The 16452-nt window shown below is 37.0% G+C and carries 21 protein-coding genes; 5 read left to right on the top strand and 16 right to left on the bottom strand.

What is annotated here, in order from left to right; genetic code table 11:
- Positions 1-238 precede the first annotated feature (238 nt).
- From WAK64_RS03150 to WAK64_RS03140, 3 genes are read right to left on the bottom strand one after another with little or no spacing between them, the layout of a single operon-like run.
- The gene (locus tag WAK64_RS03150; RefSeq protein WP_336585699.1) at positions 239-1756 is read right to left on the bottom strand and encodes an acyl-CoA carboxylase subunit beta; all 1518 of its coding nucleotides are present in this window, start codon (positions 1754-1756) and stop codon (positions 239-241) included.
- A gap of 44 nt (positions 1757-1800) precedes the next feature.
- Positions 1801-2016, bottom strand: coding sequence for a biotin/lipoyl-containing protein (locus tag WAK64_RS03145; RefSeq protein WP_336585488.1), 216 nt, complete (start codon positions 2014-2016; stop codon positions 1801-1803).
- 12 nt (positions 2017-2028) lie between these two features.
- Positions 2029-3369: an acetyl-CoA carboxylase biotin carboxylase subunit gene (locus WAK64_RS03140; RefSeq protein WP_336585487.1), complete on the bottom strand. Its 1341-nt coding sequence runs from the start codon at positions 3367-3369 to the stop codon at positions 2029-2031.
- Between the two features lie 180 nt (positions 3370-3549).
- Here WAK64_RS03140 and WAK64_RS03135 point away from each other — a divergent pair, with 180 nt between their 5' ends.
- Positions 3550-4014 carry an N-acetyltransferase gene (locus WAK64_RS03135; protein WP_336585698.1) on the top strand — a complete coding sequence of 155 codons (465 nt, stop codon included), beginning with the start codon at positions 3550-3552 and terminating at the stop codon, positions 4012-4014.
- An 88-nt stretch (positions 4015-4102) separates the two neighbouring features.
- On the opposite strand, the gene WAK64_RS03130 is transcribed toward WAK64_RS03135, so the two are convergent.
- The 4 genes from WAK64_RS03130 to WAK64_RS03115 form a co-directional block, all read right to left on the bottom strand.
- Positions 4103-4711, bottom strand: coding sequence for an RsfA family transcriptional regulator (locus tag WAK64_RS03130; protein WP_336585486.1), 609 nt, complete (start codon positions 4709-4711; stop codon positions 4103-4105).
- 71 nt (positions 4712-4782) lie between these two features.
- Positions 4783-5526 carry an enoyl-CoA hydratase/isomerase family protein gene (locus WAK64_RS03125; protein WP_336585485.1) on the bottom strand — a complete coding sequence of 248 codons (744 nt, stop codon included), beginning with the start codon at positions 5524-5526 and terminating at the stop codon, positions 4783-4785.
- Between the two features lie 120 nt (positions 5527-5646).
- Complete coding sequence (rpmF, locus tag WAK64_RS03120) at positions 5647-5820, bottom strand: 50S ribosomal protein L32 (RefSeq protein WP_336585484.1); 174 nt, start codon at positions 5818-5820, stop codon at positions 5647-5649.
- Positions 5821-5885: 65 nt separating this feature from the next.
- Positions 5886-6428: a YceD family protein gene (locus WAK64_RS03115; RefSeq protein WP_336585483.1), complete on the bottom strand. Its 543-nt coding sequence runs from the start codon at positions 6426-6428 to the stop codon at positions 5886-5888.
- 128 nt (positions 6429-6556) lie between these two features.
- Between WAK64_RS03115 and WAK64_RS03110 the strand changes: the two genes are divergently transcribed.
- Complete coding sequence (locus WAK64_RS03110) at positions 6557-7783, top strand: nucleotidyltransferase (RefSeq protein ID WP_419465882.1); 1227 nt, start codon at positions 6557-6559, stop codon at positions 7781-7783.
- A gap of 66 nt (positions 7784-7849) precedes the next feature.
- Here the strand turns inward: WAK64_RS03110 and WAK64_RS03105 are convergent, their stop codons facing one another.
- On the bottom strand, positions 7850-8890 hold the full coding sequence (locus tag WAK64_RS03105) for a SepM family pheromone-processing serine protease (RefSeq protein WP_336585481.1): 1041 nt from the start codon (positions 8888-8890) through the stop codon (positions 7850-7852).
- Between the two features lie 3 nt (positions 8891-8893).
- Positions 8894-9676 carry a patatin-like phospholipase family protein gene (locus WAK64_RS03100; RefSeq protein ID WP_336585480.1) on the bottom strand — a complete coding sequence of 261 codons (783 nt, stop codon included), beginning with the start codon at positions 9674-9676 and terminating at the stop codon, positions 8894-8896.
- A 152-nt stretch (positions 9677-9828) separates the two neighbouring features.
- Here WAK64_RS03100 and ylbJ point away from each other — a divergent pair, with 152 nt between their 5' ends.
- Complete coding sequence (gene ylbJ / locus WAK64_RS03095; protein WP_336585479.1) at positions 9829-11052, top strand: sporulation integral membrane protein YlbJ; 1224 nt, start codon at positions 9829-9831, stop codon at positions 11050-11052.
- 81 nt (positions 11053-11133) lie between these two features.
- On the opposite strand, the gene coaD is transcribed toward ylbJ, so the two are convergent.
- The 4 genes from coaD to WAK64_RS03075 form a co-directional block, all read right to left on the bottom strand.
- Positions 11134-11613, bottom strand: a complete 480-nt coding sequence (gene coaD / locus WAK64_RS03090; protein WP_336585478.1) for a pantetheine-phosphate adenylyltransferase — start codon at positions 11611-11613, stop codon at positions 11134-11136.
- A gap of 17 nt (positions 11614-11630) precedes the next feature.
- On the bottom strand, positions 11631-12188 hold the full coding sequence (gene rsmD / locus WAK64_RS03085; RefSeq protein WP_336585477.1) for a 16S rRNA (guanine(966)-N(2))-methyltransferase RsmD: 558 nt from the start codon (positions 12186-12188) through the stop codon (positions 11631-11633).
- A gap of 267 nt (positions 12189-12455) precedes the next feature.
- Positions 12456-13835 carry a hypothetical protein gene (locus tag WAK64_RS03080; RefSeq protein ID WP_336585476.1) on the bottom strand — a complete coding sequence of 460 codons (1380 nt, stop codon included), beginning with the start codon at positions 13833-13835 and terminating at the stop codon, positions 12456-12458.
- 92 nt (positions 13836-13927) lie between these two features.
- Positions 13928-14245 (bottom strand): hypothetical protein, encoded by a 318-nt coding sequence (locus WAK64_RS03075; protein ID WP_336585475.1) that lies wholly within the window; start codon positions 14243-14245, stop codon positions 13928-13930.
- Positions 14246-14339: 94 nt separating this feature from the next.
- Here WAK64_RS03075 and WAK64_RS03070 point away from each other — a divergent pair, with 94 nt between their 5' ends.
- Positions 14340-14729 carry a DUF7147 family protein gene (locus tag WAK64_RS03070; RefSeq protein ID WP_336585474.1) on the top strand — a complete coding sequence of 130 codons (390 nt, stop codon included), beginning with the start codon at positions 14340-14342 and terminating at the stop codon, positions 14727-14729.
- Between the two features lie 32 nt (positions 14730-14761).
- On the opposite strand, the gene WAK64_RS03065 is transcribed toward WAK64_RS03070, so the two are convergent.
- Entirely contained in the window at positions 14762-15037 is a 276-nt protein-coding gene (locus WAK64_RS03065) for a YlbG family protein (RefSeq protein ID WP_336585473.1), read from the bottom strand.
- A 90-nt stretch (positions 15038-15127) separates the two neighbouring features.
- Here WAK64_RS03065 and WAK64_RS03060 point away from each other — a divergent pair, with 90 nt between their 5' ends.
- Complete coding sequence (locus tag WAK64_RS03060; protein WP_336585472.1) at positions 15128-15445, top strand: hypothetical protein; 318 nt, start codon at positions 15128-15130, stop codon at positions 15443-15445.
- A gap of 42 nt (positions 15446-15487) precedes the next feature.
- Here the strand turns inward: WAK64_RS03060 and WAK64_RS03055 are convergent, their stop codons facing one another.
- Both WAK64_RS03055 and WAK64_RS03050 read right to left on the bottom strand, forming a co-directional pair.
- A complete protein-coding gene (locus WAK64_RS03055) occupies positions 15488-15931 on the bottom strand; it encodes a YlbF/YmcA family competence regulator (RefSeq protein ID WP_336585471.1) in 444 nt (147 codons plus the stop codon).
- A gap of 70 nt (positions 15932-16001) precedes the next feature.
- Positions 16002-16385 (bottom strand): hypothetical protein, encoded by a 384-nt coding sequence (locus tag WAK64_RS03050; RefSeq protein WP_336585470.1) that lies wholly within the window; start codon positions 16383-16385, stop codon positions 16002-16004.
- Positions 16386-16452 lie beyond the last annotated feature (67 nt).

The raw sequence follows: 16452 nt of genomic DNA, 5'->3' as shown, positions 1-16452 counted from the left end.
AAAATGTACCTAAAGTCCTATATTTCTTCAATAAAAATACACCAAGTGCTGGTTGGATAGCTGTAAAGAAAGTAATTTCAAAGACTTTTAATAATTTAAAGGGGATTTAGTCCATAACTGCTAGACTACTATCATGCCAACGTTTTCACTTGGGGTTATGTTTTTTTATATTCATTTAGAAACTAGGCCATCAAAAAAACGTATAATGCAGTTCTTTCGCATCATACGTTCTAATAGGTTAAACAGGATAAACAGGATGTTTACGTTCACTAAATGACACTTCTTTGGAAGAATAGAAGGTAAAGCGACGTTCAAGTACCTTTCTTAACTCATTTGGATCTACGACTTCATCAATAATAAGCTCTGAAGCTAGTTTATACACATCAATATGCTCTTGATATTCTCGTTGTTTTTCCTGAACAAATTGAATTTTTTCCTTAGGGTCTTCTATTGCTTCAATTTTATTAGAATATACCGCATTTACAGCCGCTTCTGGCCCCATAACAGCTATTTGAGCTGTTGGAAGAGCAATACAGCAGTCTGGCTCAAATGCAGGGCCAGCCATAGCATACAAGCCCGCTCCATAAGCTTTGCGCACAACAACAGATATTTTCGGTACCGTAGCCGAGCTCATTGCTGCAACAAGCTTTGCTCCATGACGAATAATTCCCGCTCTTTCAACTTTCGTTCCGATCATAAAACCAGGAACATCTGCTAAGAAGAGTAATGGAATATGAAATGCATCACATAAAGTAATGAATTTTGCTGCTTTGTCAGCTGAGTCCGGGAATAAAACGCCTCCTTTAATTTTTGGCTGATTGGCAATAATTCCGATAACTTTCCCGTTTAACCGAGCTAGACCCGTGATAAGTTCTGGAGCAAACAACCGTTTAATTTCAAAGAAGCTCCCCTCATCAATAAGAGAATCAATGCATTCATACATATCAAATGGTGCGTTTTGATGCTTTGGAATAATTGATTCTAGTGATCTCCCACTTTTAGGAGATACACCCGGGATATCTGTGGTCTTTTTTTGGAAATTCATTGGAAAGTATGATAGGTATTTTCTAGCTGATTGAATTCCTTCTTCCTCCGATTGAACGAGAACGTCTCCACATCCACTCACTGAGCAGTGCATTCTCGCCCCACCCATTTCTTCAAGCGTGACTTTTTCACCAATTACCTTCTCAGCCATTCTTGGTGAACCTAAGTACATAGAAGCATTCCCTTCAACCATTATGACAATGTCACAAAAGGCTGGAATGTAAGCACCTCCGGCAGCAGAAGGACCAAATAATAAACAAATTTGAGGAACCATACCTGACATTTTCACTTGGTTGTGAAAAATTCTTCCCGCTCCTCTTCGATTTGGAAACATTTCTAGCTGGTCCGTGATCCGAGCTCCCGCGGAATCCACTAAATAATACATCGGAACTTTCAGTTTTAGAGCAGTTTCTTGAATGCGAATAATTTTTTCAACCGTTCTGGATCCCCATGACCCAGCTTTTACAGTCGAGTCATTCGCCATTACACACACTGTTTGACCATTTACCTTCCCAATGGCCGTCACCACTCCGTCAGCAGGCAAATCTCCCTCCTGAAAATTGGCGAAGATCCCATCCTCTTCGTATTCACCATCATCAAATAGAAGCTGAAGACGGTCTCTCACAAATAGTTTATTTTGAGCCTTTAACTTCTCATGATATTTCTCGTGTCCTCCTGCTTTAACTTGTTCTCTTTTTTCATTAAGCGTCATTTCTTCTATCTTTGAAGTTGTCACTATGCTTCCCCCTTTAAGTACTAATCCTCTATTAACACTAAAACGTCCCCTTCATTTACAAAGTCACCAATATTTACTTTGATTTCACGAACGGTACCATTGATCCCCGATTCAATTGGTATTTCCATTTTCATGGATTCCAGCTTTAATACTTCTTGTGCACTAGTTACTTGTTCTCCTGTATTAACCGTGATGTCCAATACTGTTCCAGCCATAGACGATGTAACTTCATTCATACCCATTGCCTCCTAATGATTTTTCTCTTTTACTAAGAAATCCGTCGTATAATCTCCCAATATAAACTCTTCCTCTTGTAGTAAGCGGTGGAAAAGAGGTAGATTGGTTTTAATCCCCTCAATTTTCGTTTCACTAAAAAATCTCTTGGCACTATTTATGCACTGTTCTCTCGTCTCTCCAAACACAATACATTTAGCAATCATAGGATCATAAAAAGGCGTTACTGTATTCCCTTCTATATACCCTTCATCAATTCTTGTCGTTGCTGTATCGCCCCATTGTAACTTCGTAATTTTTCCCGGTGAAGGCATAAAGGTAATCGGATCTTCTGCGTAAAGGCGAAACTCAATGGCGTGTCCTTGCTCAATAATCCCATCTTGAGTAGATAAAGGAAGTTTCTCCTTCATAGCTACAAGCAACTGCCACTTCACTAAATCAAGTCCTGTAACCATTTCCGTAACAGGATGTTCTACTTGTAATCTTGTATTCATTTCTAAAAAATAAAAATTCTCTTCTTGGTCAACAAAAAACTCAACAGTCCCTGCATTGACATAGTTTACTGCTTTTGCCGCTTTCACTGCTGCGGCAAACATTTTTTCTCTCGTTGACGCTGAAAGAAAGGGAGATGGTGATTCTTCAATTACCTTCTGATTTCGCCGCTGAACGGAGCAATTCCTTTCAAATAAATGAACAACATTTCCTTCTCCATCCGCAAAAATTTGCACCTCTATATGTCTACCATTTTCGATACACTTCTCAATAAATACTTCGTCATTACCGAAATATGCTTTTGCTCTCGCTTTCGTAGATTGAAAATTTCGAACGAGCGCTTGTTCATCTTCACAACGTATCATACCGATGCCACCACCGCCACCGCTAGCCTTTAGCATAATAGGATACCCAATTTCAAGCGCAATTTCTTTTGCCACTTCAATATCCTGTATGCCTTCAATACTTCCTGGAACTACGGGGACACCTGCATTTTTCATCGACTTACGTGATTCAATTTTATCTCCCATCTTTTCAATCGTATCAAAATGAGGACCAATGAAAACCATCCCCAGTTCAGCTACCTTTTTAGCAAATACTGAATTCTCCGATAATAATCCATAGCCTGGATGAATTCCTTCTACTTTCTCTTCACTAGCAATCCTTAAGATTTCATCCATGTTAAGATAAGATTTATTAACAGGCGGTTCACCAATTCGATGCGCACGATCCGCTTCATTCACATAAGGTAGATCTTTATCAGCATCCGAGTAGACGGCTACTGTATATATCCCCATTTCTTTACACGTTTTAATAATTCTAGAAGCAATTTCTCCACGATTTGCGATTAATACTTTACGCACTATACATCCTCCTTCACACATTAATGAAAAGCACACCCTCTATTAACTTTCTGTCTTTATTCGAAAATTCCTGCTAATAATGTAAACGCTTTCTAAGAATCGTGCAGAATTTTTTGTTTATTTGTAATATAATGATAGAGGAAGATAGTGAAAACAGCAATTCAATCGGAGGAGATTCAAATGATTAAAGTGGAAAAATTGAAAATTAATTATAAAACATTAGAAGAGTTTAAAAAGTTTAAAGAGTATGGAATTCAGGAACTTTCCATGCACGAAGACCTTCAAGCTAATATTATTGAGAATGACAGCCAATCCCCTTTTTACGGAATCTATTTTGGCGAGACACTAGTCGCTAGGATGAGTCTTTATCAACGTCACGCACAATTTGACCAATACTTTAATCCACCTCAAACCTACCTTGAACTTTGGAAGTTAGAAGTATTACCTCTTTATCAAGGGAAGGGATACGGGAAAACACTTGTCGAATTCGCTAAAAATTTTAATATGCCAATAAAAACCAATTCTAGAATTAAGTCCAAAGAATTCTGGGAGCATATGGGGTTTGAATCTGTCTCATATGATATGGAACGTGATTTAGGGGAAAATCCACTTGTTTGGTATCCAAACGGCGTTACAGTCCAATAAAAATTTGAACTGTAAATCGTTTCACTATATTTTTTCGTCAACCTTTTTTAAACTTCAAAACAAAAGCACCTAAGATACCTTAGGTGCTTTACTTATTGGACATCCTTTGTAAATTACCGTTTTTATCCATTTGGAATTTCATATTTTCATTATCTTCGGTTTGAACAGCCATTTTTCTTGCTTTTTCTAAGAAAGATAATAATGAATGGTAATCCTCTTTTACGGTTTGTAATTCTGTTTTAAGTTGAACCTGTTCATGCCTTAACGAATCATTTTCTTCAGTTAAAGAAATTACCCGTTCTTCTAATACTTGCTTTTCAGTTGAGAGTTTATGCTCTTGCTCTTTCACACCTTCAAGGTAAGTTAAATACGATGTAATTTCATTTAACGAAGGGAAAATGTTAGAATCGTCCGACTCCTTCGGCTGCCTTATATCTTCATGACTACTTTGAACCGTTATCCCCTTTTTCTTTTGTTCTTTTCGTTGCTTCTTCGCTAGCTCAATTCCAGAACGATATTGCTTTCTTACATATGAATTCCACCGAAACCCACAGGCAGCACCTGTTCTAGATAATTTCTGACCCACCTCTTCAAAAGCTTGGAGCTGGGTACCTCCTTCACGAATATGTCTCAATACCACTTCGGCTAACAAAAGGTCTTCATCTTGACTCCAAGCATCTTGTCTAGTGGAAGACATTGTCTATCACTCCTTTTTTGTGCCTTATACTCAATAAATATGCACATAATAGAGTAGATAGACGAAAGAATTTATTTTTTCTGAAGAAAGCTAGCCACAGCTTGGTGATGTTCCTTTGTTGCCCAAAGCACAGAACAATGTTCTATCTCTTTTTTCATTGATTCAAAAAGGTTATTTGCATCTTCTAACATCATTTTTTTATAAGCCATCATAACATCTAAAGAGTGATGGGTAAGGGCTGTAAAATATTCTATTGCCGCTCTTTCAGAATCTACTATTTCTCGGACAAACCCCATATTCTTTAGCGAATCCGCGTCATATCGCGATGACGATAATAGCATTTGGAGTGCCATATCTCGTTGTAGTTTTTTCATGAGTAGCGTTCCCCCACCCCACCCTGTCGTAATCCCAAGTGCCCCTTGAATAAAGCCCACTCTTCCACTCTTTTGGATGACTCGAATATCACATGCTGTGGCAATTTCAGCTCCACCACCGACGGCTAAACCATTTATATAACAAAAGGTAGGCTTTTCAAATGTCGATAAAGTATATAATATTTTCCCCATTTTCGATAACATTCCAAAGGCTTCTTCCGCTGTAAATAGCTTATGAAACACCGATAGATCTCCACCTGAACAAAAAGCTTCCACCCCTGCTCCCTTAATCAATAAAGCTTTAATTGTGGGATGTTTAGCTTCTTCTAACGCCCTCTGTAAGCCATTCATGACTTCATCATTCACTGCATTTCGCTTCTTTTCTCGATTTATAGTAAAACAAACTATGTGACCTTTCTTCTCAATTATGTAGTCTCCCATTCATACCCCTCCCTTTCTATCGTTATGTTATTAATTCTTTCTTACAATACTACAAATTATTTCTATAAGCACAACAAAAAAACCGTAAAGAGCCATGGTCTCTTTACGGTTTTTCGGACGTTATTTGTTTACAACGTCTTTTCCTTTATACGTTCCGCACTCTTTGCACACACGGTGAGCAAGCTTCATTTCACCGCAGTTTGGGCATTCTACCATACCTGGTACATGCAGTTTGAAGTGTGTACGACGTTTTCTTTTTGCAGTTTTAGATGTTCTTCTGAAAGGTACAGCCATTCTTCCCACCTCCTTAAAGAGATTCGTGTTGTTATGAAGGCCAGTTCTTGCTGGTTCTTCGCTAATTAAGAGTCTTTGTCAAAAAATTTCGCTAAATCTGCTAGTCGAGGGTCCACTTTCTTTTCAGATGAAGAACTTGGTGTTGTGATATTTTCATCCACAACAAGATTCCAATTCCTTCCAGATGGTAATTCCTCTTCCACCACTTTATCGCTGAACACTTGCATAGGAACTTCAAGGACAATAAGCTCTTGTATGACCGGTTTTAAATCGATCACATCTCCTTGAATCATATGCACTTCTTCCTCTTCTGAACCAACATAATCAGATGGTCGAAGTAAAAAGGTTTCATTTGTTGAGATGTCAATTGGAAAATAAACATCCGATAACGTACGAGAACAAGGTAAAATCATCTCACCTGATAAGTGCAAATGAAAGGTAACTTTATCAGAACTAATATCAGCTCTTCCAGTTACAGAAATAGGTGATATACTACGAATATCCGGCTGGATATCCTTAACCTCTTCCACTGAGACTTTTTCATCAAGATGTAAGCCCTTGTCGCGAAACTTTTGTAGTTGAATTGTTGACCACTTCAATATACTCACCTCAAGGCAACAAAGGTAATTATAGCTTTACAAATACACTTTGTCAATATTTTTTCTTTACACACTTTACAACACTAGTATAGAAATTATAACGTGTTATTATAAGTCATTGTCAACAATTTAAGGATGTGATTTTTTTGAAAGCAACTGGAATCGTTGTAGAGTACAATCCATTTCATAATGGACACCTTCATCATTTACAATTATCAAAGAGAATTTCGAACGCCGATGCAGTCATTGCCGTAATGAGTGGGAACTTTCTTCAAAGGGGAGAGCCAGCATTAGTAGACAAGTGGACTAGAGCAAAAATGGCACTACTTGCAGGAGTAGACATAATTGTCGAACTACCGTATGCATTTGCGACACAAAATGCAAAAACATTTGCATTCGGTGCCATATCCATTTTAGAAGCATTACGGTGTGAAAGCTTCTGTTTTGGAAGTGAATCGGGAGATTTAGATGCATTTATGTACACAGTAAATGAGCTTCAGCATCAAAATGTGGCGTATGAGAAGGAGATATCGAAAAACATTGCAGAGGGAATGAGCTATCCATCCGCTCTTTCAGCCGCCTTTAAAACTTTGCATTTTACAAAGCCTGCTATTGATTTATCTCAGCCAAATAACATTTTAGGGTACCATTACATTGATGCGAAACAACGAATGGGAGCATCCATTAGGCCTTTAACCATTCAAAGAACACAAGCTGGGTACCATGACGAAGCCTTTAATTCTTCATCAATCGCTTCTGCCACATCCATTCGAAAAGCATTGAAAGAACACTCTTTTTCAATAAAAAAAGTAGAGAGGTTTATCCCAAAAGGGACAGCGCAGGAGCTTCATTCATCTATTCATGAATACGGACAATTAGTGGGCTGGGAAGACTTTTGGCCATTATTACAATATAAACTATTAACAACAAATAAAGAGGACCTCTCGCTAATTTATGAAATGGAAGAGGGAGTTCATCATCGGATTATGGATAAAATGACAACTAGTAATAGTTTTTTTGAATTAATGGAAAATGTGAAGACGAAACGTTATACGTGGACAAGGATACAGAGAATGCTGTTGCATACACTAACGAATACAACCAAAGAAGAGATGAACAAAGACTATCCAAGTTATATTCGACTATTAGGAATGTCTGATATCGGCAGACAATATTTAAATAATATCAAGAAAGATATCGAACTCCCGCTTATTAGTAAACTTTCATCTGTAAAAAAAGAGGATATCGCCATAGACATACGCGCTTCAAGATTATATGCACTTGGTTATAAAAGTCCCTCTGCACAACAGAAATTATTGGCGAAAGATTACAGTCAGCCTCCTTTATATGTTAACAAATCTTAAGTATTTGAAAATACAAAGGCGAGAAGCATCTCCTTTTGCTTCTCGCCTTTCACATATCGCCAACCACTATTTCGTAGTCAAATCCTTCAAATATGCCAATGCTTCATCAAACGTTTTAACCGGTACAATGACCATTTCAGATTCAATTTCTTTTGCTGTTTCAACCGCTGCATCATAATTTGACTTCATCTCAGGGAATTCTTTTCTTAGTTCAGCAGTGATTTCATCATTGGGAGCTAAAAAGATTTCTGCTCCAGCACTGTCAGCTGCAACGATTTTTTGCTCAATGCCCCCGATTCTTCCTACTTCTCCATTTTCAGAAATGGTTCCAGTTCCGGCAATTTCATACCCTTTTGAAATATCTTCTGGAACTAGTCGGTTATATACCTCTAAACTGAATAATAAACCAGCTGATGGCCCACCAATAGTGCTTGTATCCCATTTTACTTCTGGTGAAGAGGATAATTCACGATCGTCTACTAGTTCAATTCCAATTCCCGCTTTCCCATCTTCGTATTCTTGTAGCGTAATGGAATGATTGATTTTTTCTTCCTCTCGAATAATGGTAACACTAACTTGATCGTTCGGTTGTTTCTGTTGGACATATTCAATAAATTCTTTAGATGAATTAAATGACTGATCATCAATCTTTATTATCCTGTCTCCTGGTTTGATTACTTTCGACGCTTCGAATTGAGGGAAAACATTTAATACATAAATACCTTCATAGGAAAGTTCGTATGGTTTGCTTGCGGCTTCAAAAGCAGTTATAACAGCATTATGTGTGGAGTTTTCCATATAGTATAATTGCCTTGTTGCATATGCTTCATCAGATTCTTCTGGTCTTCTCACCTCTTCTTCTGCGAACACATTGTGATATGGGAGAAACTTAGCTGAAAGGTACGTATAAATATTTGCTTTCCCCATTTGTACAGTGGTGATAAAGAAGGCTCCTTCTTGTTCGTATCCCTCTTGAATCTCCACGATCTCCGTTACATCATGTGCACCACCGGGTTTTGTCACATAAAATGGTAATCGATAAAAGGGAAGTAGGATCAAAACGACCCCTACAATGATAATGACACGATTTCTTACTTTTCTAGACATATATTATGGCCCCTTCCATTCCTCTATTAGCTTACGAATTTGAGGAATGTATTTCATTGATTCTTGTTCTCCAACTTCAATCATTTCTTCAATATTCGTAAAGGCTTTAGAACTGAACATTTCAACATGTGGTCTGATCATTACGTCGGAAGCAATGACCCGATTTTCTAATATTTCTAGCTGAAGAATATCAATACTGTGCATAATAATATCATAAATATTGTTTAATTCAGCCTCTTTATTTACATGGGATACATCAACAGCAATGACAAGGTCCGCTCCCATCTCTTTCACGACAGAAACAGGCACTCGATCTATGACCCCTCCATCAACCAATATCCTACCATCCTTTTTCTCTGGTACAAAGATACCTGGTATCGATATGCTCGCTCTAACTGCATCAGCAACACATCCTTCTTTAAAGACAACTTTTTTTCCATGTGTTAAATCTGTAGCGACAATCGCTAAAGGAATTAACAGCTCATCAAAATTTTTTTGATGAGTAAATAAGTAAATAAACTCTTTTATACGCTTGCCAGAGATAAACCCCATTTTCGGGACTGTAAAATCAAGAAAGTATTTTCTCCTAAATACTGTTGAAAATCGATACAAATCCTCTATCTTATGACCAGTAGCATAAAAGGCGCCAACTAAGGCTCCCATACTACTTCCAGCAATAAAATCAATGGGGATTCCATGATCCTTTAATACTTTTAGAACTCCTAAGTGAGCAAATCCTCTTGCCCCTCCAGAACCTAGAGCAAGCCCTATTTTGGGTCTAGTCATATTTATCACTCCTCGATTACACTAACCCATTTCATCTTATGGTCTAAATCTATACGTTATGAGTATATTGATTAATATAAGGACAGGTTACCGCGTGATTGATTAATCAATGTTTTCTACTTCAACATTGTAAATTAGAGGAGGCGCCCCTTTTGAATATATCCTTCATCAAAACTTTACTTCTTGCCCTTATTGCTACTAGTTTTGCTGCATCATTAATCGCCTTTCCTCAAGAATCTCTTCAAGCATCAGAAAGAGGGTTACAAATGTGGTGGGGGGTCGTTTTTCCATCTCTCCTTCCTTTTTTTATTGTTTCTGAATTGCTAATTGCCTTTGGTGTTGTAAAATTCCTCGGCGTACTATTAGAACCTCTTATGAGGCCTATTTTTCGTGTACCTGGTTCAGGGGGGTTTGTTTGGGCGATGGGAATGGCTTCTGGTTTCCCAGCAGGAGCTAAATTAACCGCAAGATTACGTCAGGAAGAACAACTCTCACAAGTTGAAGCAGAACGCCTCGTCTCCTTTACCAATTCTTCTAATCCACTATTTATTTTCGGAGCTGTGTCCGCCGGATTTTTTGAGAATGTACATATTGGGGTCATATTAGTTTTAGCCCATTTTTTAGGAAATATCCTCGTCGGGGTCATGATGCGCTTTTATGGAGTAGAAGAAAAACGACATACGCGATCGATAAAGCAACCCTTTTTAGTAAGGAATGCCTTTCGAGAACTACACCATTCACGTTTGCGAGACAACCGCCCCCTAGGTAAGCTGTTAGGAGACGCAGTAATGTCCTCTATTCAAACATTGTTGATGATCGGTGGATTTATTATTTTATTTTCTGTATTAAATTCTATACTAAAACATATTAGCGTGACGAATATTCTTGCAATACCCATTTCATATCTCTTTTCCATTTTTCAACTACCAAATGAATTGAGTATTCCTTTTATATCAGGACTTTTTGAAATTACACTCGGAAGTCAGTTAACTAGTAAAGTATCCACTTCTTTACTGTATCAAGTGATGATTGTCAGCTTCCTGCTAGGCTTTAGTGGATTTAGTGTTCATGCACAGGTAGCAAGCATTCTTGCTCAAACAGATATACGTTTTAAGCCGTTTTTCTTCGCTCGAATTATTCAAGGGGCTTCTGCTGCTTTTTTTGCATGGGTATTATGGAAGCCACTATATATCAAGCTTTATTCCATTGAACATACAGATGTCACACCTGTTTTTCAGTTCAACGATTCTAATCCAGTAGTTGGGTATTTTCATCAGTTATTCTATCTTGGCCCCACGATAACAATAAGCTTTTTACTTTTGTATATACTGCTTTATTATTCTCGTCATTTCCTTAATAAAAGAAATGATTATTAAATAAACAGCACTTCCTGTATAGAGTCCGTCCTAGCATCCTTATAAACAATAATAGCGGAAGAGAGACTCTCTTCCGCTACTTTATGAGAATTTTTTAATTAATGCGTCTTCAACGGCTTTTGGAACTAGATCAGAAATATCCCCTTTATACTTAGCCACTTCTTTCACTATAGAAGAGCTCAAAAAAGAATATTGGTTATTGGTCATAATAAAAAATGTTTCAATTTCATCATTTAAGACTCTGTTCATAGAAGTAATTTGCATTTCATATTCAAAGTCCGACACAGCTCGTAGACCACGAATAATTGCGTTTGCCTTCACGCTTTTTGCATAGTCAACTAATAACCCTTGATAAGTATCAATTGAAACATTCGGAAGATCTTTCGTCACTTCTCTTATAAGTTCCAGTCGTTCTTCAACGGTAAACAATGGATTTTTAGATGAATTATTTAATACAACAACATATACTTTATCGAAAACCTTTGCTCCTCTTGAAATAATATCTAAATGACCTAATGTTATTGGGTCAAAACTCCCTGGACAAACAGCAATACTCCCCATGATAAGGTACCTCCAACTTAATCTATATATAATTGATAAATAGAAACTGAAATCATTCCGTAATTCTCAGCCCTGACTAATTGAAAACGATCTACTTGTTGCGGAAGTAGAACGTCATTACTATGTTCACAAACTACGTAACCGCTTTCATTTATTAATTCATTTGTATCAATATACGTTAGTAACGCCTCTAATTTTTGTTTTTTATAGGGCGGATCTAAAAATATGTAATCAAAGGTTATTTCTCTCTTACTGATGGCTTTTAATGCCCGATTAGCTTCGTTTCGATATATTTCACATTCCTTTTCAAAAGAACAGCTCTTAACATTGCTTTTTATCGTTGAAATAGCCTTAGCGTCTCGGTCGACAAAAATTACTTTTTCCATTCCTCGACTAAGTGCCTCAATGCCAAGCCCGCCACTACCTGCAAATAAATCAAGGGCAATTCCACCTGTGAAATAAGGACCAATCATATTAAAAATTGCCTCTTTTACTTTATCCGTAGTAGGTCTTGTATTTGTGCCAGGCACACTTTTTAAAGGTCTTCCCTTACAAGTTCCAGATATTACTCTCATTCTTTCTTCACCACTACCTATCAGATTTCTTATCTATCCTACCATATTTCATCTATTTTAGCCATGGTTCGCTAAATTGAAAAACGTTACGTATAAAAACAGAGCAGTCGGTCATACTAACAATAACAACATCTAAACTGATGTTGTTGCCAACCGCGGAGAAGACTTACGTTTCCCCATAAGTTCTTCCTCCGGTTTCTCCTCTCCCTTTGCCTTCTGTCCTGAAAAGGAAATGGAAGGACCCTGCAGATTATCTGCAGGGTTTTTTTAATCATTTCTCTTTATAGTGATGGCTTGAGGCTGTTTTTCTATTGTAAGTTGAAAAAGATTACTTAGGGCCTTTTCTTTAATAAGCAACGTATCATTCCAAATAAAAAATGAATCATCTGCTAAAGAAAATTCTTCCTCATTTAAAATATAATAGCTTCGTAAATCATAAAATCGATACATCTTTCCTTTTTGCTGAACTAAAAACGAGCTTTCAGAACTTAACGTTTTAACAGAATAGTCTAATTGAATCAACGTCTCCCTTAACGGGTACAGTCTCTCATTTTTGTACATATAGCTAGAAATAGGTAAACTCCGTTTGCTTTTATTTTGAATCACTGTCGGCAACTTCATCATTAATACTGCATCTGTATTAGGCTGCTGGGCAATTTGTTTAAAGAATTCCGTTTCACCATTAAGAACCTTTCCTGTAATGGAATCTAATACAGTAGGTGTAATGACCTCATCTTCCCATTTACTCAGTTCCTTTTCCCATGTATCCCACTCTTCATCAGAAAAAACATATTGAAATTCATGATAAGCATACTGAGACTTTTCAGCAGACGGAACTTCCTGAACGAGAGTAGCAAGAAGAAAATCCTTTATCCAATCGTCGGAATAGTTAAATCGTTCGTTTAAATAAGCTACTTTATTCAATTTTGCCACATCCTCTATTTCTGATAGAGAGGATAACACATGAAAATTAGGATAATGAACGGATGATAACGATGCATCAACGATGATGGTTGTATGCCCTCCCCCTATTGTAGGCAATCCAATTGCTTCGATGGACTGGTTCGAAAATAACGTCAACTGTTTGTTTATATCAGTCTTTACCCAAGAACCTGGTTGCCAATATAACACTGGGGAAGAATTCACACCTTCAAACTGATAATACTCCACTAAATCTAATTGCTTCTTTGCTACTTCTGGTAAATTGCTAAACCAATTACCTTCCACTTCGGATGAGTCGGAAAGTTCTATTGTGGTAAAAATATTACGTTCCTTTATTTTAAACAACCAATCAACCATTAAGCTTGTCTTTTCTGATTTGTTTAAATGATAGGTTAAGATAAATTCATCTACATTCCTCAAAGTTGTTGTAACAAAACCTTCATCCGTAATACGACAAGCTTCACCATCTACGGTTACACATGATACGTCCTGAACTTGTTGTGGCCACATTAATGCCTTTGAAACATCCATTCCTGAAAGTCGTTGAGTAACTGACAAGGAGTTCTCTTGAATGTGAACAAGGATATTTTGTGAGACAATAGGCTTTTTTTCTTGAGTATTACTATAAACATTCCACTGCCATACTAAAATTACACCACAAACAGGAATGAGGAATAATACTATTAATAACGATTTCCGAAACATCAATCATATCCCCTTCGTTTTATCCTTACAGTAACTGTAACAAAGGAAATATAGAAAAAGATATAGTTTTTGTGTATAAATGTAACGAATAGTTACATACACAAGTCGAAACCGTCAAAATCATCTAATGAAGCATTGTTGGAACAATGGTCTAACACTATATCATGCCACTCTTCTTGAGAAAAAATATTTTTGCGATTTACTAAAAGCTCTTCCAAAGAGTCGATCGTCGCTCCTTCAATTTCATCCTCCTCAAGTAATGCAAGGAATCCATGTATGGATAACGTTGATAAAATGGACATTAAAAGAAAGGAATATGGGACATTTGTTTGCTGTATAGGTTTTTTTGCCGACGGCCAAATATACCCAATCCATAATACGGTTAACAAGAAAACGAATATCCAAATCATCTTTTCACACCTTTCTTATATCTTACTTCTCATTTTATGTTAAGAATGGTAAAGTATTAATCATTAATAGAAATGAGAAGTGGAGTGAGCAAGGTTGATTCAACGTTTTATTGAGCTTGGAGAAGGGTACTCAGATTTATATGAGCTAATCGAATTAACAAATGCGAGTCAACACCGTGTCGAGCACTTAATAGCTCTTCATACGACGATAAATAGTCGATTGGTAAGTTCCCTCGTGACCGTTTTATCCCCTACAAAAGAAGGTGAATTTCAGCCAATATACATATGCCGTGAAGGGATACCGAATCCACATGAAATCCCAAATAAGCGCTTTCAATTATTTGAGGAGCTCTCTAAAACCATTCAGAAACCCATTACTGAATTGGATGTGAAACCTTCGACTATATTTGCTGAGAAAGAATTATATTATCAATACTTGATCGGTATTTTAAGACTACAACGTCTAATTACACCAATGAAATAAAAAGAAGGTGAGGAAAGCCCTCACCTTCTACTTTATAGCCCAATCTTATAATCATATTCCTTTGCCTTATCGGGCTTGGAGTTTTCATACTCTGTATTAATCGAAGGCTTAAAGGATGGTTCTACCTTTTTTACGTACGAAAATTGGGATAGCTTCCCCATAGTAGCCTTAATGTCTTCCTTATTGCAATAAATAACGACGTATTTTAACTTTTTAGAGACATAATGGACATGCCCGAAACGCCTCAATGATTTAGCATGTTTTAAATGATAAAGCCATACTACCATTCCTTGTCTTTCTGTCAACATGACAATAACCCCTCACCGAACTGTCTATTTTTCATTTAGTCTAGCATAGCTGGATAGTAATCTGCAACTAATGGAAAGGAATGAAATCATGTGGATTTAGCCCAAATCTGGGATGAATTTATGTACCATTTGAACGAAAAAAAAGGAATTAATCAAGCTACTTGGAAGAAAAGTGCCGGTATTCCATTCATTTATATTCATAGCAGCCTAGACCCCATCTTGCTAGATGAAGAAATAAAGCAAAGTGCTGCCAACACCATGGTTGGTTTTCGCTTGCATGCTGAAACAGAATTCGTTCGCAAACAAGGTGATCTCTCTGTTTATCGTCACCGTTTTTTCGTACCACAAGAAAAAATGTTCTGCTGCGGGAATTTATGTGAAGATTGTATTCGCTTGAAAAGAAAGTAAAGGAAATTATCTCCAAAACAAAAAGAGAAGAATACTCTTCTCTTATGCCGAACAACTACAGCCACCACCAGTTCCACAACCCCCACTACAAGATGAGGATTGGAAAAATGGGTTACCGGTTGGAACCTTAATATGTTCAGAAACTGAACCCCCTATTAAAACACTGACTTCATCCAACAAGTCCTGGAGATCGTTTTCTGCTTTTCTATAATTAGCTACGTGCTCATCTAAGTCCATTATTCGCTTGACTCGACGTATTTCTTTCATTACACGCTGATAATCTGGATGATAGCGTCCGAAGCGTTGTACTTCTTCATAGAGCTCTTTTAATTTCGTGAATTCATTGATTTTTTCCTGGCTAGTAGCTGAGTTTTTCAATCGTTGGTAGCAAGAACGGTATTCATCAGCTTCTTTTGATTGCAAAATCAACTCTACTAATTCTTCAGTAGCTTGAAGAATTTCTAACCTTTCTAAAGTAGCAAGCAACAGCGCTCACCTCCATGCCACATATTTTAGCATGTTTTAAAAAGATTAGCGAATCTTTCTTACGTTATCTTTACGTAATCCAAACAAAAAACTGTTTCTGTAAAAGAGGTTCATTATTAAGGGTCATCACTTCTAATTGAATGTGATGGTTTCCTTTTGGCAAATTCTTTACTACAAATGCTGCTGTATTAAACTCTCCTTGTTTTTTTCCATTGACAGAAACGACTACCTTCCCTACTTTTTTCCCATTTTTTCCTGAAAATGATATATCCTTCAACATACATTCAATATAGAGATTTTGTTTTTGGACGATATGTCTAACAGTAAATGAATCTTCATTAACTTTTATTGATTGTTTAGGTAATACACTCGCAACAACTGATTCTGGTTCTGGTACAGAATCTCGACAACCTGCAGGGACCAAAAGCATCATGATGATCATAATTTTCTTCAAATTTACCACTCCTTATGAATAGGATAAGCAATTTGAAGAAAAATACACATACAGAAAAAATGACCTT

The sequence above is a fragment of the Bacillus spongiae genome (assembly GCF_037120725.1).
GTDB classification, from domain to species: Bacteria; Bacillota; Bacilli; order Bacillales; family Bacillaceae_K; genus Bacillus_CI; species Bacillus_CI spongiae.
Note: the sequence above shows the minus strand (reverse complement) of the source record. Positions and strands in the feature narration are given on the sequence as shown.